This window comes from Klebsiella sp. CN_Kp091 (genome assembly GCF_040065095.1).
In the GTDB taxonomy this organism is placed as follows: Bacteria; Pseudomonadota; Gammaproteobacteria; order Enterobacterales; family Enterobacteriaceae; genus Klebsiella; species Klebsiella aerogenes.
The window spans coordinates 24,999-46,159 of record NZ_JBEAIO010000035.1; the positions used below are offsets into that span (position 1 = coordinate 24,999).

Sequence of the window (21,161 nt, forward strand, 5' to 3'; positions counted from 1 at the left end):
GATCTCACGCCAGCTGAGCGGCCCTGGCGATATGCTGGCGGGCGTGGGCGATGCCCGCGTCGCGGCCGTGCGGGCGAATATCCATCCCTTCAGCATAGATAAATTCGACGTCGCTAATCCCCATCAATCCCAGCACCGCGCGCAGGTAAGGGGTGACCGCATCGCTGGGTTGCCCGTCATGGACGCCGCCGCGCGAACTAATAACCACCGCACGCACGCCTTCAACCAGCCCCTGCGGCCAGGTCTCGGTATAGCGGAAGGTTTCCCGCGCTCGCGCCACCAGATCGAACCAGTTTTTGAGATCGGTTGGCACGTTGAGGTTATACATCGGCGCGCCGATCACTAGCAGATCGCTAGCCTTTAACTCGGCGATGAGTGAATCAGAGAGGGCAACTCCTTGCTGGATCGCCGGGCGCGTATCTTGCGCGCCGCGCAGCGCGGCAAACAGCGCGCCATCGAGTTTCGGCAAGGCGAGGGTGGTCAGATCGTGTTCGACAACCGAGTCCTGATGGCCGGCTTCGCGGCGAATCTGCATATATTCATCTATTAGCTGGTTAGTTAGCGACGCCGGGCCGTTGATGCTGGATTTTAAAATCAATACGTTACTCATGACGGACTCCTCATAAAGTTGATGGTCCGCAGGGTAACACTGTCTTTTTTTCTCCAGTAGTGACATTATTTTTTATAATTGTATCCACTCAGGAACCAATCAATGCGCAGTGACTTGAACGCGATCCCGGTATTTGTCGCCGTCGTCGAATGCGGTAACTTTGCGCAAGCCGCAGAGAAGCTAAACGTGACGCGATCCGCCGTCGGCAAGACGATTTCCCGGCTGGAGCAGCGGCTCGGCGTCGCGTTGTTCCAGCGCACTACTCGCCGGCAGGCGTTGACCGAAGAAGGCGAGGTTTTTTATCTACAATCCCGCCGGGCGCTGGATAACCTGCGTGATGCGGAAAATGAAATACAGCGTGGAAAAACCCAGGTACAAGGGCGACTGCGAATCAGCCTGCCTGTGCTGTTTGGCCAGCGCTGCGTGGCGCCGATCTTGTTTCCTCTTAGCCAACGTTATCCTGAGCTTAAGCTCGAGCTGTCGTTTAGCGACCGCCAGGTCAATCTGTTTGAAGAAGGATTCGATATGGCGATACGGATCGGCACCTTGAGCGACTCCAGCTTTCTTAAGGCCCGGCGTTTAGGCCAGCATGGCATGATTCTCTGCGCATCGCCGTTATATCTACGACATCGGCCAGCGCCGCAGGCGCCGGAAGAACTACACGGGCATCTTACCATTGGCTATCTCTACGCCGGGCAGATGCAGAAATGGCATCTGCGCGATGCGCAGGGAGCGGCGCTCGCGTTCCGCCCGCAGCCCGGGCTGGCAATGGATGATTTCGCCGCCATCGCCGCGGCGGCGAAAAGCGGACTGGGAATCGCCTGGCTGCCGGATTGGCTGGTGGCAGACGAGATAGCGCGGGGAGAACTTCAGCAAATATTGCCGTCGTCCGTCAGCGGCAGTTTTGCGATTAGCGCCGTTTGGCCGGAAGCGGCATGGGTACCGCAGAAAATTCGCGTAGTGGTAGATGAACTGCTGGCGCGGCTGCCGCAGCAGTTAGCTGGTGGAGAAAACCAGGAGGATTCTTCAGCGCCAGGTTAATCCTGGCTTAAGGTATTCTGGCGATAATGACAGCATGATGACTGTGACGAGAACTCGCCATGAACCTGTTAGAAACGTTTAACCAGAGCGCCTTCCTCGCGCTGAATGCCGGGCCTGGTACGCCGGACAGCCTATTGCTGCTGGCGCGATTCTCCGCCAGCTGGATTATCCTTATAGTGCCGGCGATATTGCTGGGATTATGGTTCCTCGGCGGTCGTCAGGGACATCGACAGGCGCTGTTTTGCGCCATGACGATTTTGATAGCGTTAGGGCTTGGGTTTGCCTGCGGAACGCTGTGGTTCCATCCGCGGCCGTTTATGATCCCGCTGGGCCATACCTGGATAAGCCACCCGGCGGATAACTCTTTCCCAAGCGATCACGGCACCGTGATGTTCAGCGCCGCTTTCGCGCTGCTATCATTACGCCTGCGCGGCATGGGGCTGCTGGTGCTGGCGGCGGCGCTGCCGGTGGCGTGGGCGCGTATTTTTCTCGGCGTCCATTTCCCGCTGGATATGCTGGGCGCGGCGTTGATTTCAGCACTGGGCGTCTGCGTGGCGAAAGTGGTCTGGCAACGGCTGGGGCAGACGCTAGTGGCCTTGTGCGAAGCGCTGAGTCGCCGTCTCTTCTCCTGGCTGCCGGCGCGCTTTACGCCGTAGTCACTTCCTTTGTACGCGCGCGGCCCGCCGATACAGCGTGCTGCGCGCGACGCCTAACGCCTGCGCCGCTTTACTCACGTTGCCGTTAAAGCTGGCCAGCGTATCGGCAATCAGCTTTGCATCATGTTGTTGAAGCCCGCCTGGAGCGCTGGTTTGCGGCGCGCTTTGATACTCCTCCGGCAGCGCCGCGACGCCCAGGCATTCGCCATCGTCCGCCAGCGCCAACAGAACTTTGAGCAGGCTTTGCAACTGACGCACGTTACCCGGCCAACGGCATAATGTCAGTTGATTAATCAGGGCATCGGAGAGAGTGATATGGCGTTCTGCCGCGCCAAGCGAGCGCCACAGCGCTGGAATAAACTGCTTGAGTTCAGGCCATTGGCGTAGCGGCGGGATGGTAAAAGCATACTCGCGCAGGCGATAGAGCAGGTCTTCGCGAAATGCGCCTTCGGCGACGCGCTGTGCGAGATGACGGTGGGTGGCGCAAATCAAGGCGAAGTTTACCGGCGCGCTGCGATTCCCGCCCAGCGGCATGACCTCTTTTTCCTGCAGCACCCGCAGCAGACGGGTTTGCAGAGCCAGCGGCATATCGCCGATTTCATCGAGAAACAGCACCCCGCCATCGGCTTCGCGAATTTTGCCGATATAGCCGTTTTTATTCGCGCCGGTAAAAGCGCCCGCCTGATAACCGAAAAGCTCCGATTCAATCAGCGATTCGGGGATGGCCGCGCAGTTGATGGCGACGAATTTACCGCTGCGCCAGCGGCTATGTGCATGTAGTTCGCGGCTGAGGAACTCTTTACCGCAGCCGGTTTCTCCTTCGATACACAGCGCGATACCGGCATTGAGCAGGCGGACCATTTTCTCGCCTTCGCCGGACGGGCAAAACGGCAGGTTAAGCGCTGGTTGCGCGGGGACAGCGACGCTGGTGCAGGTTGGCGCACGCAGGCGGTAGTAGTAGCCACGTTGCTGGAAGGTCATCGGCAGCGGCACGCTAACCGCCGTTTGCGTCAGGCGGGGGAACAACTGCTGGAAGGTCATTTGCCCTATCTGACCGGACTGCAGGCCCAGTTCGCGAATGGCCAGCCGATTGGCCGCGGTCAGCAGGTTATCGGAGAAGACCAGCAGCAGCTCTTCGGCGCTATCGAGCTTCTGCACCCGCGAGTGCAGGCTCATTAACCACTGCTGCGGATGCAGGCTCTGTTTCACCCACAGATATTCAATCTGTTTGGCCGCCTCTTTAATCCACGCCAGAGAGTGGGGATGCGGGATATGCGCCGGGCCGGAAATATCCAGCGCCCCGGCAATCTGGCCATCGGGGCTTTGTAGGGGAACCGCCGCGCAATACAAATCCTGATTACGGGTTAAATAGTGTTGGCGGCCTTCGACTTCGCAGCTGTCGTCAATCGCCAGCGCGGTACCGATAGCGTTGGTGCCGCGACCGCTTTCGCTCCAGATATTGCCTGGCTCCAGCGCGAAGCTTTGCGCTTTTTTCATCGCTGCGCTATTGCCGAAGGTTTGGAGTACCAGCCCGCTGGCATCGGAAAGAATCACTACCGATTGCAGCCCGGCGGCACGTTGCGCCAGCGGCGTCGCCACCGGTTGCGCCAGCCGTTGTAGGCTGCGGTTGCTTTCCAGCACGTCGGCCAGTTCACCACCGCGCAGGCGCGGAAATTCGTCGCTCGTTGGCTGCAGGCCATAACGCTGGCTGCGTTGCCAGGAGTCGCTCAGCAGCGTGCTGGACTGCGCCTCGGGGGTGATAGTGAACGGATTTCCTTGCACGGCGCACCTCGTGGTCGGCTGGTTTGTGTTGCAATATTGTAGCAATTTGGTTTTCTTGGTGTTGCGATTCGCAACACAGAAGCGGGATCCTGTGCGACAAAGAGGACGCGAATCGGCAGAGGGATATATGTAATTATTTGGAAATTATGAATTTTATGTGAAGTACGCAAACCTGGCATAACTCCTGCTACAGGAAAAAGCGTGCAGCGGACAATAGCAAAAACCACCACGCCGCTGCGCCTTAACCCTACAGAAGGAGATTGCTATGCGTTATGTTCATCCTGGCAAACCGGGCGCTTTGGTTTCATTCAAATCGGCCTACGGCAACTTCATAGACGGTAAATTCGTCGAGCCGTTAAGCGGCGAATATTTCATGAATACTTCTCCCGTCGATGGGAGCAACATTGCGCAGTTTCCCCGTTCCGACGCCAAAGATATCGATTTGGCCCTTGATGCGGCACACCGGGCGGCGGACGCCTGGGGGCGAACCTCGGTACAGCAGCGTTCTCATCTTCTGCTACAGGTCGCCGACCGCATTCAGGAGAATCTGGAGTATCTGGCGGTAGCGGAGAGCTGGGATAACGGCAAACCAATCCGCGAAACCCTGAACGCCGACCTGCCGCTGGCGGTCGATCATTTCCGCTATTTCGCCGGTTGTCTGCGCGCGCAGGAAGGCAGTACCGCCGAAATTGACGACACCACCGTGGCTTATCATTTCCACGAACCGTTAGGCGTGGTGGGGCAAATTATTCCGTGGAACTTCCCGCTGCTGATGGCGGCATGGAAACTGGCGCCCGCGCTGGCGGCAGGCAACTGCGTGGTCTTAAAACCGGCGGAGCAGACGCCGTTGAGTATTACTTTACTGATGGAAATTATCGGCGATCTCTTCCCGGCAGGGGTGTTGAACGTGGTGCAGGGCTTTGGCAAAGAGGCCGGCGAAGCGCTGGCCACCAGCAAGCGGATCGCTAAAATCGCCTTTACCGGCTCGACGCCGGTAGGCCGTCATATTATGGCCTGCGCGGCGGAGAATATTATTCCCTGTACCGTTGAGCTGGGCGGCAAATCGCCGAATATCTATTTTGCCGACGTAATGGATGGCGAGGAGGAGTTTATCGAGAAGGCGGTGGAAGGGCTGGTACTGGGCTTCTTCAATCAGGGAGAAGTCTGTACTTGTCCGTCGCGCGCGTTGATCCATGAATCGATCTACGAGCCGTTTATGGAGCGGGTAATGGCGAAAGTGATGCAGATCCGTCGCGGCGATCCGTTTGATACCGAAACGATGATCGGCGCTCAGGCATCACGTCAGCAGTTCGATAAGATCCTGTCGTATATCAAGATCGCTCGTGATGAAGGCGGGCAGATCCTCACCGGCGGCGATCGGGCGAGCATTACCGCCGAGCTGGATAGCGGCTTCTATATTCAGCCGACGCTGATTAAAGGGCACAACGAGATGCGCAGCTTCCAGGAGGAGATCTTTGGCCCGGTCATCGGCGTGACTACCTTTAAGGACGAGGCGGAGGCGCTGGCTATCGCGAACCAGACGCAGTTTGGTTTAGGGGCTGGGGTGTGGACGCGGGATACTAACCTGGCGTACCGCATGGGGCGTGGCATCAAGGCCGGTCGAGTGTGGACCAACTGCTATCACGTTTATCCGGCGCATGCCGCGTTTGGCGGCTATAAGCAGTCCGGCGTCGGGCGAGAAACCCACAAAATGGCGCTGGAAGCCTATCAACAGACCAAAAACCTGCTGGTAAGCTACGGCACCGCGCCGTTGGGGCTGTTCTGATTAATTTATAACGGCTAACCCGGGGGCGGCGTAACCGCCTTCCCCGGGCTACCTATAGCACTGGGCCACCCATTGCACTGGATCTGTAGGCCCGCGCAAGCGCAGCGCCGCCGGGCAATATCCGCGGATAAGGCGCCGCTTTTGCGCCGGATGGCGGCTTCGCCTTATCCGGCCTACGGTCTGTGCGCTCTCTGCACCATGAGAGCCATAACGCAGAAGAAATATCGGGAGCGCAATGTGCTCTGAATTAACACAAAGCACATGTTTTCCGTACACAAAACCGTTGCAAACCGATAACAGTAGCACCGGGCGGCGCCCGGTCTCATCTTATTGTTTGCGCTTTCCAGCAGCGGACCTGCGCGCCATTCGCTTGTGCCTCCAGCGGCTGCGGCCGTTCGCAGCCCTGGCTGGCGTAAGGACAGCGTTCCCGAAAGTAGCAGCCCGTCGGCAGCCGGCGGTTACCCGGTAGTTCGGTATTGCGCACACCTTCGCCTAATGGCGAACCGATGCGTGGTACCGACTCCATCAATAGCCGGGTATAAGGATGCGCGGGATTATCCAGTACCTGCCGGGCCTCCCCCATCTCAACGATTTGCCCGAGATACATCACCGCCACCCGATCGCTCATATGGCGTATCACCGAGACGTTATGCGAAATCAGCACGTAGGTGAGATTCTGCCGCTGCTGCAGTTCGACCAGCAGATTAAGGATCTGCGCCTGCACCGAGATATCCAGCGCCGAAGTCGGCTCATCGAGCACGATTATCTCCGGCTGTGACGAGAGCGCGCGGGCGATGGCGATACGCTGGCGCTGGCCGCCGGAAAAAGCGTGCGGCAGCCGATCGAGATATTCGCTACGGATCCCCACCTGTAGCGCCAGCTGCTCGGCGAGATCGCGACGCGCCTTTTCAGGCATGCGCGATTGGATCCACACCGGTTCGGTGATGGTGCGCCAGACCGGTAGCCGCGGATCCAGCGATGAGAGCGGATCCTGAAACACCATTTGCATGCGTCCGCTCTGGTTTTCGCCGCGCGCCGGCGCGCGGGTGAAGTGGCCGGAAGAGGGCTTTAACATGCCCATCAGTAGCTTCGCCAGGGTGCTTTTTCCACAGCCGGATTCGCCAACGATCCCTAAGGTTTCGCCGCGCCTGGCTGTCATATCCAGACCATTTAGCGCATAGACGCGTTCGATGACTTTCCCGCGCCAGTTTTTCTGCGCGGCAAAGGTCAGGTGCACATCATTGAGGGTTAATAGCGTCTCAGACATGGGCGTTCTCCCGTTGCGGGTACCAGCAGGCAGCCTGTCTATCGGCGGCGCTACCATGAGCCTGCAGCGTGGGGGTGATACCGCAGGCTTCACCCGCGGCGAAGCAGCGTTCGCGGAAGGCGCAGCCGGCAGGAAGACGCGCCAGATTCGGCACGGTGCCGGGAATAGAACGTAGCGGCGCGCGCGGTTCGCCATTATCGGGGGCGCTGTTTAACAGGCCGATAGAGTAGGGATGCTGCGGCTGCTGCAGCACTTCCCCGGTGTTGCCGCTTTCAATGACCGCGCCGGCGTACATGACGTACAGCCGATCGCACACCTGAGAGACCACCGCCATATCGTGGCTGATAAACAGCACGGCGGCACCGGTCGCCTGGGCCTTTTGCTTTAACAGGCGCAGCACCTGACGCTGCACGGTGACGTCCAGCGCGGTGGTTGGTTCGTCGGCAATCAGCAGGTCGGGCTCGCAAGAAAAGGCGATAGCGATCATCACCCGCTGGCGCATGCCGCCGGAGAGTTCGAAGGGATAGCGCTTGAGCACGCTTTGCGGATCGGCAATTTGCATATCCGCCAGCAGTTCGACGGCGCGTGCGCGCGCCTCACGCATCGACATGGGACGGTGCTGGCGAATGACGTCTACCATCTGCTTACCGATGCGTCGGGTAGGGTTTAGCGCGGTCATCGGCTCCTGAAAAATCATCGCGACCTTACTGCCGCGAATATCGCGTAGCGTTTTTTCCGTCAGGTTGAGCATATCGTGACCCATCAGGGTGATAGCGCCGCTATGAATGTGGTAGCTGCCGGCAGGCAGCAGGCGCATCGCCAGCATCGCGGTCACCGATTTACCAGAACCCGACTCGCCCACCACGCCGACGATTTCGCCGCGATCGATGTGCAGCGAGATATTATTCAGCACGTTGACCTGGCCCTGATAGACCGGGAAACTCAGGCGAACGTTATCGATAGTTAAGACCCGATTTTCCATTAGTTACGCCCTCCGGCTTTGGGATCCAGCAGATCCTGAATGCCATCGCCAAACAGGTTAAAGCCGACGGCGGTGATCAGGATCGCCGCGCCGGGGAAGGCGCAGTACCACCACTGATCGAGTACGTAGTTGCGGCCGTTAGCGACCATCGCGCCCCACTCCGCAGTGGGCTGCTGGGCGCCGAGGCCAATAAAACCGAGCGTGGCGGCCATCAGGATCGCGCTGCCGATATCCAGCGAGGCCTGCACCACCAGCGGCGGCAGGGCGTTACGCAGAATATGCCAGCTGATCAGATGCCAGCGCGAGGCGCCAAACGTCACCGAGGCCTCGACGAAAGTATGCTGACGCACGACCAGCGTCTGGCCGCGGGCCAGCCGCACGTAAAATGGAATACGCACGATGGCGATCGCCAGCATCGCGTTGAAAAGGCTCGGACCTAACGCCGCCGCCAGCGCCATGGTCAGCACCAGAGACGGAATCGACAGCATAATGTCCATCAGACGCATAATCAGCGCGTCGCTGCGCCCGCCAAGCACCCCGGAGAGACAGCCCAGCAGCGAGCCGCTGATCCCGGCGATCAATACCACCACCAGCCCGGCGGCTACCGACTGCTGGCTGCCGATCAGCACGCGGCTGAACAGATCGCGGCCGACCTCGTCGGTACCAAACCAGTGAGCGAACGACGGCGCCTGCAGACGCGCGGCAAGGTTGATAGCGTTAGGATCGTGCGGCGTCAGCCACGGCGAGAAGATCATTAAAAACAGCATGATCAGCATGATCGCCGCGCCAATTAGCGTTAGAGGACTTTGGCGGATCAACCACCAACGACGCTTCCAGTGGCCGCTTTTTTCAGCCTTTGGCCGTGGAAGCGGTTGTTCCTGAGTCATCATCACTTAGCTTTCTCCCCGACCCATGCGCGGGTCGATCCATAAATAGAGCAGGTCGACTACCAGATTGACCAGTACGTAAGCAAAGGAGACCACGATGGCGAAGCCCATCACGGCGGGGAAATCGAGCGCCTGAATCGAAGACACCACGTAGGCGCCCATCCCCGGCCAGGCGAACACTGTTTCCGTGAGCACCGCGCCGTACAGCAGATCGCCCAGCGCCAGCCCGAGCACGGTGATGGAGGGGATCAGCGCGTTGGGTAGCGCATAGCGCACCACAATGGTGAATTTCGGCAGGCCGCTGGCCAACGCGGTCCGAATGTAATCCTCATTGAGCTGTTCGAGCATCGCCGAGCGGATCTGCCGGGCGACGATGCCAAGATGAACGAAGGCAAGGGTGGCCGCCGGCAAAATGAGGTGCTGCAGGGCATTGAAGAAGACCTCGATATTGCCTTCCAGTAGTGAATCCAGCAGATAAAAGCCGCTGACGCGGGTGGGCGGATCGAACCAGTCATCGAGCCTGCCGCTGCCGGGCAGCCAATCGAGCTTGCCGTAAAACAGCACGATCACTCCGAGACCGAGCCAGAACGCCGGGGTTGAAATGCCGGTCAGCGCCATCAGGCGCACCAGGTGATCGGTCCAGCGATTGCGGTATACCGCCGACAGCACGCCGAGCGGGATACCGACCAGCAGGGCAATCAGCAGCGCGCAAAAGGCCAGCTCCAGCGTCGCCGGGAAGAAGGTTTTCAAATCTTCCAGGACCGGGCGGCCGGTGCGAATCGAGGTGCCGAGATCGCCGTGGAGCAGGGCGTCAACGTAGCGGGCAAACTGCTGCCATAGCGGTAAATCCAGCCCCAGCTGCTGGCGAATATGGCGGACGATTTCATCGCTGGCGCGATCGCCCGCCAGCAGCCGCGCCGGGTCGCCGGGAATCAGGTGCGAAATAATAAACGTAATCACGCAGACGCCGGCGACGACTAAAATCAGCCCCCAACAGCGCTGTCGTATTAAACCCCAGAAACTCATGATGGCGCTCCTCGGCCGGGCCTACGACGGCCCGACCAGACAAGATGGAGAGACGGCCCGCTACTTGTGCATGTCGGCGATATTGTAAATCTGCTCAAGCATCGGGTTGAAAACGAAGCCTTTCACCTCTTTGTTCATGGCGACCTGATAGTTTTTCTGGAACAGGTAGACGTAGGCGGCGTCATCAATGACGGTCTTTTGCGCCTGCTGATAATCTTTGGTTCGCGCCGCCTGATCGGTGGTGGCGACCGCCTGTTTCAATAACGCATCAACCTGCGGGTTGTCGTAGAATGCGCGGTTTCCCGGCAGCCCTTTTTTGTCCGACTCGAACCAGTAGTTCATAAACATATAGGGGTCGGCGAAATCCGGGCTCCAGTTACCGATAGCGATGTCGTAATCACCTTTACCCACACGCTCGCGCATGGTGGCGTTGGCCAGTTTCTCCAGCTTGACCTGGATACCCAGCGCCTGCAGGTTGGCCTGAGTGGAGAGCGCAATAGGCTCCCAGTTCGGATCGTTATCGGAGTAGAGGAACGTCAGCGTTTTCGGCTTATCCGCCACCTTATCCAGCGCCGCTTTGGCTTTGTCGGGATCTAATGAATACTGCATGGCGCTGGCGTCGTAGCCCCACATGCCATCGGGGATCGGCCCGCGCATCTGCTTACCGTTACCGCCAAGAATGCCGTCGACCATGCCTTTATAGTCCGTTGCCCACGACACCGCGCGGCGCAGATCCGCCTGGTTCATCGGCGCTTTACTGTTGTTGAGATACAGGTAGGTGACGCGTAGCGCCGGGTAGTCGTAGACCGCGACCTTGTCCTCTTTCTTCAACGCCGCGAACTGATCGACCGGCAGGGCATCGGCGATATCCAAATCGCCCTTGGTCAACTGCAGACGACGGGCGGCGCTTTCGCCGATGATTTTCACCGTGACGCGCTTAAAGGCCGGCTTGTTGCCGCTGAAGTGCGGGTTGGGCACCAGCACCAACTGTTGCCCTTTCTGCCAGCGCTGCAGGCTATACGCGCCGGAGCCCGCGGTGTGCTCGGCCAGATAGGCGCGGGCGTCATCGGCGGCGTTGGCTTTCAGCACCGCCGGGTTAATGATGGAGGCGCCGTCATTGGCGAGCGTATGCAGGAACGGCGCGAAAGATTCCGGCAGCGTGAAGCGAACGGTGGCCGGATCGACGGCATCCACCTTCAGCCCGCTGGGAAACGCCTCCGATGGCCCCTGTTTAATGCGCATCAGCCGTTCGAAAGAGAGTTTGACCGCCTCTGCCGTCACCGGCGAGCCGTCGTCAAACTGCGCGCCTTTGCGCAGAGTGAAGGTCCAGGTTTTGCCGTCGTCGGAGGCCTGCCAGTTTTCGGCGAGATCGCCTTCGACATCGGTTGAACCTTTGCCATTATCGGTTTTGTATTTGACCAGCCGCTGATAGGCCGGGTAGGTCACCGTCCAGTCGTTGTTATCGATGGTGACGGCCGGGTCGAGCGTTTGCGGGTCGGCGGCTTTGCCTATCACCAGCATATCTTTCGGCACCGCGGCAAAGGCGGAGGGGACAGCGGCGCAGAGCGCGGCGGCTAACAGTAACGGGCGAAAACCTACGGATGCTGGGCGAGTCATGTTCATGGTGAAACTCCGTCAATCTGAGCGGGGGAGAAACAGGCGAAAACATCATCGAGTAGCGGATAACCGGCCGTGTCCGGTAGTTCGAAGTGCCACCATTCCGTGGTAATACCTTTAAATCCGCCGCCGAACATAATGGCGTTCAGCAACAGGCGATTGCGCTGGGCCTCCTGCGCTACCGCCGGGTGGTAGGGATGCGAGCGATCGTCCATTTCGTCAAAGGCGGTGCCCATGTCGAGTAGGTTGTTGTGTTCATCGAGTAGCGTTACGTCGATGGCGGTGCCGCGGCTGTGGTTGGAGCCGATATTGGCCGGTACGACATAATCCTGGTTCGGGCAGGCATTCCACAGCAGTTGCTGGGCGCGCTGTGGACGATAGGCGTCAAGCACCAGCAGGCGATAGCCCGCCAGCGCGGCGATGGCGATAGATTTCTCCAGCGCGGCGGCCGCGTCGGGGTGCAGCAGGCAGCGGGCTTCGCGATAAATCGGTTGGCCGGTAATGTTATCTGCGGTGGCGTATTTCAGGTCGACAGGCAGCGTGGGAAAACGCGCGGCGATATCCACCAGGGAAAGATGGCTCATCGAAAATTTCCTTAACGTTCAAACTGACCAAATTCCTGCTGCAGCGCGCGGTTCGCGGCAAGGCGGCTGGAGAGGCTCGGTCCCAGCCGTTCCACCACCGCGGAGAGCAGCAGATTAAAAAGACAACCGATCGGCGCCAGTGAATCCCAGAAGTGGCCGGTATCGGTTTTCACCTGTAATAAATCAACCGGATAGTCGCGTGCCCATGGGCACCAGATATCGGTGACCAGCGCGGTGGCAACCCCGCGCTCGCAGGCGACCCGGCAAAACTGGCGCGCGGCGACGGAGTAAGCGCGGGTATCGGTCAGCACCACATAGGGGCGCTGGTATTCAGAATTTAATGATTCCAGCCAGCTACCGGAGCTGCCGTCGGCGTAGGTCACGCGCGGGCGCAGGTATTCCAGATGGCTGAAGAATGTGTTGGCGATGCCGCGGGTCGACTGAATGCCAATGATGATAACCGCGTCGGCCTCGGCGATGCGTTGACTGACGCGGGCGAAGGTCGGTTCCTGCGCCAGTTGATAGACATAGCGAATGGCATCCAGCTCCATCTGCAACGACAGGCTGGCGCGATCCGGCTGCGCCTGCTGCTGTGACCAGGAGTCAAGCCGGTCAATCACTCCCCATTGGCGGTAGGGCGTTGAAGCGGGCTCCTTCAGGCTGTGCTTCACGTCATCGAGATTGCGATAGCCCAGCTTGCGCAGATAGCGGCCTACGGTTATCCCGCTGGTGCCGGTGGCCTGCGCAATGCTGTCGGCTGTCTCAAACGGGATATGCTCCCGATGGCTTAACAACCAACTGCCAATACGCTTTTCGCTCGGCGTGAGCTGGCTGAAAGTGGATTCAATAATGTGAAACAAGCCGTTGCTATCGTTCATCTCTGCCCTTAATGATAGTTCGCTCTCATTTAACAGAATTATGATACTCAATTAACAAAGCACGATGCGTGCCAGCTGTGCCAGAAAGCGCTGTTTCCAGCAATATCGCGAATGTAATGGGGAAGTGTCGGATCTTGAGCGTAGATTTTGGCGATTCATTGCACAAAGAAGGTGCAATGAATCCTGGTTGTGCATCACAAAAATAAAACATATGGTTAACAAAGTGGTTATAAGCCGGAGCGGTAGAGAGATAATTTTGCTTGCCGTCAGAGACAGACAGAGTGATAACCAAAAACCTGATGATTAAAAAAGGATCATGAAATGAAAGTGAAGGTGGTGCTTGCCCTGACGCTATCACTGGCCGCACTGGCGGGCCATGCGCGTGATATGCAGTCGATTCAACAAAGCGGCGAGTTAAAGGTTGGCGTGCCGGGGGATTATGCACCGTTGGCGTTTCATAACGGCGCCGGCGAACTTATCGGCTACGACGTCGATATGGCGCACGATCTGGGGAAAACGCTGGGGGTGAAGGTGACGTTTATTATCACCAGCTGGCCAACGTTATCGACTGATTTAAAAGCCGATAAGTTTGATATCGCTATGGGAGGCGTAACGGAGACGGCGGCGCGGGCGAAAGATTTCTCCCTGAGCCATCCGGTGGTGGCCAATGGTAAAATCGCCCTGGCGAACTGCAGCGCCGCGCCAGCGCTCGGCAGCCTTGAAAAAATCGACCAGCCGAATGTGAAGGTGATTGTGAACCCCGGCGGCACTAATCAAAGTTTCGTTGATGAGCACATCAAGCATGCGCAGATCATCCGCGTGCAGAACAATGTCGATAATCTGCAGGCGCTGCGGCAAAAAACGGCCGATATGATGGTGACCGACCTGATAGAAGGGGATTACTACCAGAGTAAGGAGCCCGGCGTGTTCTGCGTGGCGAATGAGAAGCCGTTCCCCGGCACCGCCAGCTATAAGGTCTATATGATGAATAAGGATAATCCGGCGCTGCTTGAGAAAGTGAACCAGTGGCTGGATAGCCAGGATAAAAATGTGCTCAAGCGGAAGTGGAAAATTCAGGGGTAATTCATGATTCGCGCAGCCGCCAGAATGCGACATTCTGGCGGCGCAGTGGATTAGCTTTTCTGCCGCGCCTGATAGCGGAAGTAGCAGTAGTAGCCAATCGAGGCGGTCAGACAAAGCATGTAGCCGAACGATTCGCTACCCTCTTCAACGGTGTTTTTCACCACCCGCGCGTAATTTTCATCGAGTACGGCATACCATAAGCCATGCATGCCGAACAGCCGTGAGAAGACCAGAATCGCCAGCAGGCCGCTTATCATCATGCCGTAGTAGGGCGTGCGGGTGTATTGCGCCAGTTGCGACAGCGTTTGACGAGCGCGGCGCAGCGGAGCGATCAGCGCGGCTATCGTCGCTGCCAGCGCGAACCACACCCAGCTACCGTGAGTAATAAGATCAAACAGCGCGTCCAGTTCGCGGATCAGCATCGCCAGGAAGAAGCCGCCAACGAGGATATTACAGTAGCGCAGGAGCTCATATTTTTTCGCCAGCAGGAAGTGAATCAGCACGATTATCGTCAGCACGACCTCCTGCACCACCTCGGTAAGCGAAATCTCCGGAATATCGTTGCCAAACACCCGGATATCCACCCATAGACACAGTACCGCAATGGCGGAAGCCGCCGCCGCGCCGAGAAAGAAAAGTAAGCTTCTGATGACAGACATTAACACCACTATTTATATTCAAAACAGTAATGATAAATATCGTGAATGTGACTTCCTGTTCACTTTGTGCGACATCGCGGCGTGTTTTAAACCTTTTGAGCTATTTAGCGCTAAATAGCGCAACTGCAGGTGAGAAAGGGGAGCTTTGCTCCCCCCAGACTGCTGACAAAGAAGGAAAAAGCGTGGTTTTTCCTTCTTTGTGGTTATCAGCCGAAAACCAATAAATTGATTTTCCTTGTTATTTGTCTCTTGCAATCTGTAAGTCCAACGGTTGCATGAGGTTTGTCATCAATCTCAGGGGAGCTTTGCTCCCCCTGCTTAGCGGGATAATTCAGACAATATCATCGACCACGCCGCCATCGACCCGCAGCGCGGCGCCGGAGGTGGCAGAAGCCTGCTGCGAACAGACGTAGACCACCATATTAGCCACCTCGTCCACCGAGGCTGCACGCTGAATAACGGAAGCGGGGCGCTGCGCCATAACAAACTCTTTCGCCAGTTGTTCCAGCGGCTTACCGGTGCGGGCGACTTCCTCTTTCATCATTTCGGCAAAACCGTCTGAGAGGGTCGGGCCGGGTAGCACGCTGTTTACGGTGACGCCGCTGCCGGCGACGTATTTCGCCAGCCCGCGGGCCAGCGACAGCTGCGCGGTTTTGGTCACGCCGTAGTGGATCATGTCGGCGGGAATATTGCGTGCCGATTCGGAGGAGATAAAGACCACCCGTCCCCAGCCTTTACGCACCATGGCGGGCAGCAGCGCGCGTGACAGGCGAACGCCGGACATCACGTTGGTTTGCCAGTAGTTTTCCCAGGTGGCGTCATCGGTGGCGTAAAAATCCTGCGGGCCGTAAATACCGGCGTTATTCACCAGGATATCGACTTCATTCACCGCCTGCAGCAGTTGACTAACCCCGGCGGCGTCACTGAGATCGGCCACTGCGGGATAGGGCCTGAATCCCGGCACCTCCTGTTGCAGCCGCGCCATCGCCGCATTAACGCTATGTTCGCTGCGGCCGTTGATAATCACTTCCGCACCGCTGGCCGCCAGCCCCTTCGCAATGGCGTAACCAATACCGGCCGTGGACGCCGTCACCAGCGCGACTTTCCCCGATAAATCAATATTCATGGTTGAGCCTTTTTTATGGAATGGAGTAGTAAGCGTAGCAGGTGGGGGAAGGAAGTTTGAGGGTTGTTGTGTGGTAATATAGAGAATTAACATTATGTTCTAAAAATGAAATGTTTTTAAATATTACTAATGCGGCGACGCGTATTAATTTATATTGATTTTTTCTGAATGTGCTGCTTTTACGCTATTAATATATATCTCGGGATGATTATAAACGCCATTAATCATTCACTTGATGATTTAAATAGGTGAGGGAGTCCTGTCTGGCTTTACAAATTTGTTCTACAAGACAGCTGAATCATGTTAGGTTAAATAAAATAGCCACATGCATTAAGGGTTGGTAATGGATATTTATATTGGCAATTATCGTTTCTCAACTTATTTTTCTACTCTGGCCGCAATGGAAGTTAATAGCTTGATGAATACAGCTGTGGCCGTGTCTGCTTTTCATTTAAACGATGCACTTACACGTATAAGATTTCAGGAGGAAGTAAAAAACTTTGCGCACCAACAATTACTTTTTATTAAAAGCAGCGCTAGTAATGAAGAATGTCAACATTACATTCGTAATCTTATTGAAGAAAGAAATAATCTTAAAATACAGGACCGCATGTTAAGAACAGGGGAGTCTGTAGTCGCTGCTTCAGTTAAAATATATCAAGAGAATAGAAAGGTGGCCGGCTATATCATCGATGGAATAGGTGTGGTGGTGGCTGGGCTGCAAATGGTTGCTGGAACTGGCGTGTTTGCCACATCGTTGCCAACCGGTAACGTTATAGGAATGCTTGCGGGAGCAACTTTATTTCTCAATGGCGTTTCGTCTGTCGCAGAGGGTGTCCAGAAGCTCTCCGGTTCAGATAATCCTTCGAATCTTATGCGAGATGCTTATGAAAATTCAGCACAATTTCTAGGGTTTGATCGCAAGCTCGGTCTTTTAGCATACCAGTTCGTTGATCTAGCAACATCATACTATGGACTTTTCAAGCTCACGTTAAAACCGGACGTCTGGCGGTTATATCGATATACCGCACCTGATTTCTATCGGAAAGTCTCGGCCATGAGTCGTGCAGCCCTTGTAATTAAAGGTACAGGTGCTGGTTGGAAAGGACTACAGATAGGGAATAACATTTATGAAATACAAAATGGTCGAAATTGAATAATTTTCATTTCGAACCCTTAACAAATTTCCAGGCCTTCCATGAGAGGTCTAACGGGATAACGTAATAAATGATAGCTATCCCTATAATCATCGCAGGTATATAGCTTAAACTTACTGCTATGGGATAGAAGATTAGTGCGAAAATAGCTAACGAAAATAGTAAAGCTAAACAGAGGACTCCCGCGTAAAAACGTTTTCTTAGGTCAGTAATTAATGTTGTTAACGATTCACCAGAGTTTTCCTGTCGGGACAGGATTTCTTTCAGACGGGATATGTTCTTATCACTAAAACCGTTATCAACCAAATCTTTTTCAGTAATGTTTGTTTTCATCAATTGGCATCCATTGAAAGCATTAGCAGGGATAGTCTACATTTATATGAACAGGTTTTGAACTCATATTTTGTTGCCGTCACCAGCGCGACTTTCCCCGATAAATCAATATTCATGGTTGAGCCTTTTTTATGGAATGGAGTAGTAAGCGTAGCAGGTAGGGGAAGGGGGCTTCGGTCAGCGGCAATCAACAATATCGATGGCGATATCGAAATTATCCGTTAGAGCATAGCGGTGAATTCCTCTACAAATGGGGGATGTCTCTGGCGATTTCTCCGACAATGATGAGTAAATGATGAATACTACCTTTCCCAGTAAAATCCTCGGTGATATGCGTGTTACTGCCGTAAGCGATGGTTATTTGCAGGTAGATTTTGGCCTGTTAACCAAAATTGATGAAGACGAGTGCAGAAATATTCAGGCTAACGCCCGTATCGTGCAACCGAATGCGGTTAACATTAATACCTTTCTGGTGCAGCAGGCGGGGAGGAATATCCTGATCGATAGTGGCGCTGGCGGCGTTAAGGGGTGGGGAGGACAACTGATCAATAATCTGGCTAAACTTGGCGTCAAACCAGAGAATATTGACGCCGTACTGTTGACCCATGCGCATCCCGATCACATCGGTGGCTTAATTAATTCGCAGCAAGTTGCGGTATTTCCTCGTGCTGAATTGATAATACCTCAAGATGAATTCAGTTATCTCGAAGATGACCGTAATTTGGCCGCGACCAGTGAACGCGTTAAAGATAATGTTATGTTCGCGCGCAGCGTGTTTAAACAATATCAGCATCGTTTACGGCTGATTGATGAAGGCGAGGTGTTTGCTGGTATCAGTGCCCTGGCATTGAAAGGACATACGCCAGGTCATACGGGGTATCTCCTCTCTGGAAGCATAGAACGCGTATTAGTGTGGGGGGATATTGTGCATTTTCCCCATATTCAGTTATTAGACCCCGAGGTCACGATAGCCTTCGACTTCGACCCGCTTTTGGCGCAGGAGACGCGCATTCGCCTTCTTGAAAAGGTCTGCGCTGAACAGATACTGGTTGCCGGGATGCATTTTGATACAGCAGGTTTCGCCAGGATTAAAAAATGCTCGTCCGGCTATCAAATTATCCCGGCGGACGGAATTAATAGCCAGTCTCACGCAGCCGTGGATCCTGAAATACGGATGCCACCATGAGGTTCAACTGCTGCAAATCGAAATGGGCTCCCTCAGGGCGGCAGAGCAGCTCAATTCCGAAATCATTAAACTCACCTGTTAATGGATGGATTTTTATTTTGCGCTGGATCTCATCGCTGATTGAGCAACGCAGCACCAGCGAGACCCCTTTGCCATCGGCGATATTTGAGAACAGCACCGGGTAAGAGCCGCACTCCACGACGCGCCTGGGAGTAATGTTGCCTTCACGGAATAACATATCCAGATTGCGCGTTGAAGTTGCGCATTTTTTACTACTCAATAAAAAGACATTGTCATCCAGAGCGGAGATCGCGGTGATGGCAGGGTGCTCTTTCGCGGTGATAATCACTAACTCGCTGGTGAGCAACAAAGCGCGCGTATGCTGCGGGGAAGAGAAGCCCGCGCCAATAATGACCGCATCATATTCGTGTCTATCGAAAGCATTAAGCAAACTGCTGGTATTGCCGATTGATACATCAATATCCCAGCCTAAGTCATGGCCTGAATCAATCAATGCGCTGATAACATAGGGCGGCAAACATTCAATGATGCCGATTTTAATCGTTAATCGGCGTCTTTTTGAAAGGGTAATGTTATGTTTGCAATCATCCGCCAGGTTAAGCATTTTGAGGGCATATTCATACAATATCTTTCCCTGCTCGGTTGGGATGCACCCCTCGTTCTTCCTGTCTAATAGCGTGGCATCCAGGCTACTTTCCAGGCTGCGTATCCGATGGGAAATACTGGATTGCACTCGATTCAGACGTTCTGCCGCCAGGGTGATATTCCCCGTTTCCACAACAGTAACGAACGCCAGAAGTTCATTAAGCTTCATCTTAAACCTTATATGAGCGTTATTTTCTAACCGCCAGCATATTTATAAATTTTGGTGACTACTTTGTCATCAGATTTTTAATTATTGACGAATATAGCGATGATTATCGCGGTGACGAACGGCCATCGATTTTTTCGCTAATAATCTCGATTTTATTCTCTGGTTTTTCCCTCTGGCGACGCTCATAACAATAAAACCATTTGATCTGTTTTGATAAGGACCTGCGGATATGTCGCTGGTAAGTAGTTGTTCACTTGATCAAGGTTTTGAGGCGCCGAGGCGCTATTTAGCCGCCGCGGCCATATTAATTGGCGTGCTAATGGCGGCGCTGGATAGTTCCATTGTCAATGTCGCCTTGCCTTCGATTGCCAGTGCGTTACGGGTCGATTCGGCGTCCGGTATCTGGATCACCAACGGCTATCAGGTAGCCAGCGCGGCGGCGATGCTGATTTGCGCGTCGCTGGGCAGCAGAATCGGTGAGAAGCGTTTTTATGCGGCGGGAATGGTGTTATTTACGCTCTCTTCGCTGGGCTGTAGCCTTGCGCCGACCTTTGGCGTGCTGGTTACCATGCGGATACTGCAAGGGGTAAGCTATGCGGTCATGATAAGCGTGGGGCTGGGCTTGTACCGAGTTATTTTCCCACCTCGCGCGCTAGGAACGATATTCGGGCTGAATGCGCTGGCCTTTGCGATTGGCACGGCAATCGGTCCGGCGTTGGGCGGACTTATCATCTCGTATCTTTCCTGGCCGTGGCTTTTCTATATCAATATCCCACTTGGCGGCGCTGCGATAATTTTCTCCCTGATTTCATTAGGGGCGGATAACGAAAAGGAGCAGGGCTTTGATTGGGCAGGGGCTCTGAGTTCGGCAGCGGCATTGGGCTTGATGGTGGTGGCAGTCGATCAAATTGGCCGCTGGGCGAGCCTGACGCTTATCTATTGCGCGGCGGCGTCAGTGGCGTTATTTGCCTTCTTTATTATCGTCCAGACGCGAGCAAAGCACCCCTTATTGCCGCTTGATATATTTCGTTCACGCCAATATAGCTTTGCGGTGCTTTCATCCGTCTCTATGTTCATCGCTCAGGGAATGGCATTGGTCGGTTTACCGTTTGTATTGCAACATACCTACCATTACTCGGTACTGGAATCGGCGTTTATCTTTACGCCGTGGCCGGTGGCGGTCGCAATCTGCGCCCCGCTAGCGGGAAGATTGTCAAATCGTTTCAATGCAACACAGATTTCGACCGTTGGGGTGGTGATCTTTTGTCTTGGCTTAGGCTCGCTGGCGCTGTTGCCGGGCGCAGCGACGGTGAATGATTTTCTGTGGCGGGCCGCCGTTTGCGGGGTGGGGTATGGCTTATTCCTGCCGCCAAACAATAAGGAGATGTTTGCTAATGTGGCAGCTAATCGCACGGTAACCGCCTCCGGGGTATTATCCACCGCCAGGACGACTGGGCTGTCCATCGGTGCGGCGCTGGTGGCGATGGTCATTGTGCTGTTGAACGGCTTAACCGGCCCAGGCGGCGCACAGTTTGCCGTTTATGTGTTTGGCCTCGCCTGCGCTATTGCGGCGATATCCTCTATTGCCAGTACGTTACGCTTGCATCGCTAAAGAAAGGAATGCCGGTAGTGGCGAAAATTCAACCGCTACTGGCACGTTCGATTA

The 21,161-nt window shown here is 55.4% G+C and carries 20 protein-coding genes; 7 read left to right on the forward strand and 13 right to left on the reverse strand.

Going from position 1 to position 21,161, the window contains the following annotated elements; all coding sequences use genetic code 11:
• Positions 1–4: 4 nt before the first annotated feature.
• A complete protein-coding gene (locus ABLV17_RS13775; protein ID WP_087858673.1) occupies positions 5–610 on the reverse strand; it encodes an NAD(P)H-dependent oxidoreductase in 606 nt (201 codons plus the stop codon).
• A 102-nt stretch (positions 611–712) separates the two neighbouring features.
• Between ABLV17_RS13775 and ABLV17_RS13780 the strand changes: the two genes are divergently transcribed.
• A complete protein-coding gene (locus ABLV17_RS13780; protein WP_271032910.1) occupies positions 713–1,651 on the forward strand; it encodes a LysR family transcriptional regulator in 939 nt (312 codons plus the stop codon).
• Positions 1,652–1,710: 59 nt separating this feature from the next.
• Entirely contained in the window at positions 1,711–2,307 is a 597-nt protein-coding gene (locus ABLV17_RS13785; protein ID WP_271032911.1) for an undecaprenyl-diphosphatase, read from the forward strand.
• On the opposite strand, the gene ABLV17_RS13790 is transcribed toward ABLV17_RS13785, so the two are convergent.
• Positions 2,308–4,089 (reverse strand): sigma-54-dependent Fis family transcriptional regulator, encoded by a 1,782-nt coding sequence (locus tag ABLV17_RS13790; RefSeq protein ID WP_271032912.1) that lies wholly within the window; start codon positions 4,087–4,089, stop codon positions 2,308–2,310. It abuts the gene before it with no gap.
• A gap of 265 nt (positions 4,090–4,354) precedes the next feature.
• Here ABLV17_RS13790 and ABLV17_RS13795 point away from each other — a divergent pair, with 265 nt between their 5' ends.
• Positions 4,355–5,875, forward strand: a complete 1,521-nt coding sequence (locus ABLV17_RS13795) for an aldehyde dehydrogenase family protein (protein ID WP_015703226.1) — start codon at positions 4,355–4,357, stop codon at positions 5,873–5,875.
• Positions 5,876–6,197: 322 nt separating this feature from the next.
• Here ABLV17_RS13795 and ABLV17_RS13800 read toward each other — a convergent pair whose 3' ends face one another.
• Genes ABLV17_RS13800 through ABLV17_RS13830 form a run of 7 tightly spaced genes read right to left on the reverse strand, consistent with a single transcriptional unit; the run spans position 6,198 to position 13,116 of the window.
• The gene (locus ABLV17_RS13800) at positions 6,198–7,142 is read right to left on the reverse strand and encodes an ABC transporter ATP-binding protein (protein ID WP_015370095.1); all 945 of its coding nucleotides are present in this window, start codon (positions 7,140–7,142) and stop codon (positions 6,198–6,200) included.
• Positions 7,135–8,124, reverse strand: coding sequence for an ABC transporter ATP-binding protein (locus ABLV17_RS13805; protein WP_213793429.1), 990 nt, complete (start codon positions 8,122–8,124; stop codon positions 7,135–7,137). The genes ABLV17_RS13800 and ABLV17_RS13805 overlap by 8 nt, the downstream gene beginning before the upstream one ends.
• On the reverse strand, positions 8,124–9,014 hold the full coding sequence (gene ddpC, locus ABLV17_RS13810; RefSeq protein WP_213317242.1) for a D,D-dipeptide ABC transporter permease: 891 nt from the start codon (positions 9,012–9,014) through the stop codon (positions 8,124–8,126). The genes ABLV17_RS13805 and ddpC overlap by 1 nt, the downstream gene beginning before the upstream one ends.
• Positions 9,015–9,017: 3 nt before the next feature.
• Complete coding sequence (locus ABLV17_RS13815) at positions 9,018–10,037, reverse strand: ABC transporter permease (RefSeq protein ID WP_015370098.1); 1,020 nt, start codon at positions 10,035–10,037, stop codon at positions 9,018–9,020.
• 60 nt (positions 10,038–10,097) lie between these two features.
• The gene (locus ABLV17_RS13820) at positions 10,098–11,660 is read right to left on the reverse strand and encodes an ABC transporter substrate-binding protein (protein WP_113374610.1); all 1,563 of its coding nucleotides are present in this window, start codon (positions 11,658–11,660) and stop codon (positions 10,098–10,100) included.
• A complete protein-coding gene (gene ddpX, locus ABLV17_RS13825; RefSeq protein WP_308957877.1) occupies positions 11,657–12,238 on the reverse strand; it encodes a D-alanyl-D-alanine dipeptidase in 582 nt (193 codons plus the stop codon). The genes ABLV17_RS13820 and ddpX overlap by 4 nt, the downstream gene beginning before the upstream one ends.
• 11 nt (positions 12,239–12,249) lie before the next feature.
• Positions 12,250–13,116, reverse strand: a complete 867-nt coding sequence (locus ABLV17_RS13830) for a MurR/RpiR family transcriptional regulator (protein WP_015370101.1) — start codon at positions 13,114–13,116, stop codon at positions 12,250–12,252.
• Positions 13,117–13,437: 321 nt separating this feature from the next.
• Between ABLV17_RS13830 and ABLV17_RS13835 the strand changes: the two genes are divergently transcribed.
• Positions 13,438–14,199, forward strand: coding sequence for a transporter substrate-binding domain-containing protein (locus tag ABLV17_RS13835; protein WP_308957875.1), 762 nt, complete (start codon positions 13,438–13,440; stop codon positions 14,197–14,199).
• A gap of 50 nt (positions 14,200–14,249) precedes the next feature.
• On the opposite strand, the gene ABLV17_RS13840 is transcribed toward ABLV17_RS13835, so the two are convergent.
• Positions 14,250–14,858 carry a transporter gene (locus ABLV17_RS13840; protein ID WP_308957874.1) on the reverse strand — a complete coding sequence of 203 codons (609 nt, stop codon included), beginning with the start codon at positions 14,856–14,858 and terminating at the stop codon, positions 14,250–14,252.
• A gap of 331 nt (positions 14,859–15,189) precedes the next feature.
• Positions 15,190–15,984, reverse strand: a complete 795-nt coding sequence (locus ABLV17_RS13845) for an SDR family oxidoreductase (RefSeq protein ID WP_113374605.1) — start codon at positions 15,982–15,984, stop codon at positions 15,190–15,192.
• A gap of 343 nt (positions 15,985–16,327) precedes the next feature.
• Here ABLV17_RS13845 and ABLV17_RS13850 point away from each other — a divergent pair, with 343 nt between their 5' ends.
• Positions 16,328–17,140 (forward strand): DUF4225 domain-containing protein, encoded by an 813-nt coding sequence (locus ABLV17_RS13850; RefSeq protein WP_271032916.1) that lies wholly within the window; start codon positions 16,328–16,330, stop codon positions 17,138–17,140.
• A gap of 7 nt (positions 17,141–17,147) precedes the next feature.
• On the opposite strand, the gene ABLV17_RS13855 is transcribed toward ABLV17_RS13850, so the two are convergent.
• Positions 17,148–17,474, reverse strand: a complete 327-nt coding sequence (locus tag ABLV17_RS13855) for a hypothetical protein (protein ID WP_271032917.1) — start codon at positions 17,472–17,474, stop codon at positions 17,148–17,150.
• Positions 17,475–17,769: 295 nt separating this feature from the next.
• On the opposite strand from ABLV17_RS13855, the gene ABLV17_RS13860 reads away from it, so the two are divergent.
• A complete protein-coding gene (locus tag ABLV17_RS13860; protein ID WP_271032934.1) occupies positions 17,770–18,660 on the forward strand; it encodes an MBL fold metallo-hydrolase in 891 nt (296 codons plus the stop codon).
• Here ABLV17_RS13860 and ABLV17_RS13865 read toward each other — a convergent pair.
• Positions 18,608–19,495, reverse strand: a complete 888-nt coding sequence (locus ABLV17_RS13865; protein WP_271032918.1) for a LysR family transcriptional regulator — start codon at positions 19,493–19,495, stop codon at positions 18,608–18,610. The genes ABLV17_RS13860 and ABLV17_RS13865 overlap by 53 nt on opposite strands.
• 229 nt (positions 19,496–19,724) lie before the next feature.
• Between ABLV17_RS13865 and ABLV17_RS13870 the strand changes: the two genes are divergently transcribed.
• On the forward strand, positions 19,725–21,107 hold the full coding sequence (locus ABLV17_RS13870; RefSeq protein ID WP_271032919.1) for an MFS transporter: 1,383 nt from the start codon (positions 19,725–19,727) through the stop codon (positions 21,105–21,107).
• The last annotated feature ends 54 nt before the right edge of the window (positions 21,108–21,161 follow it).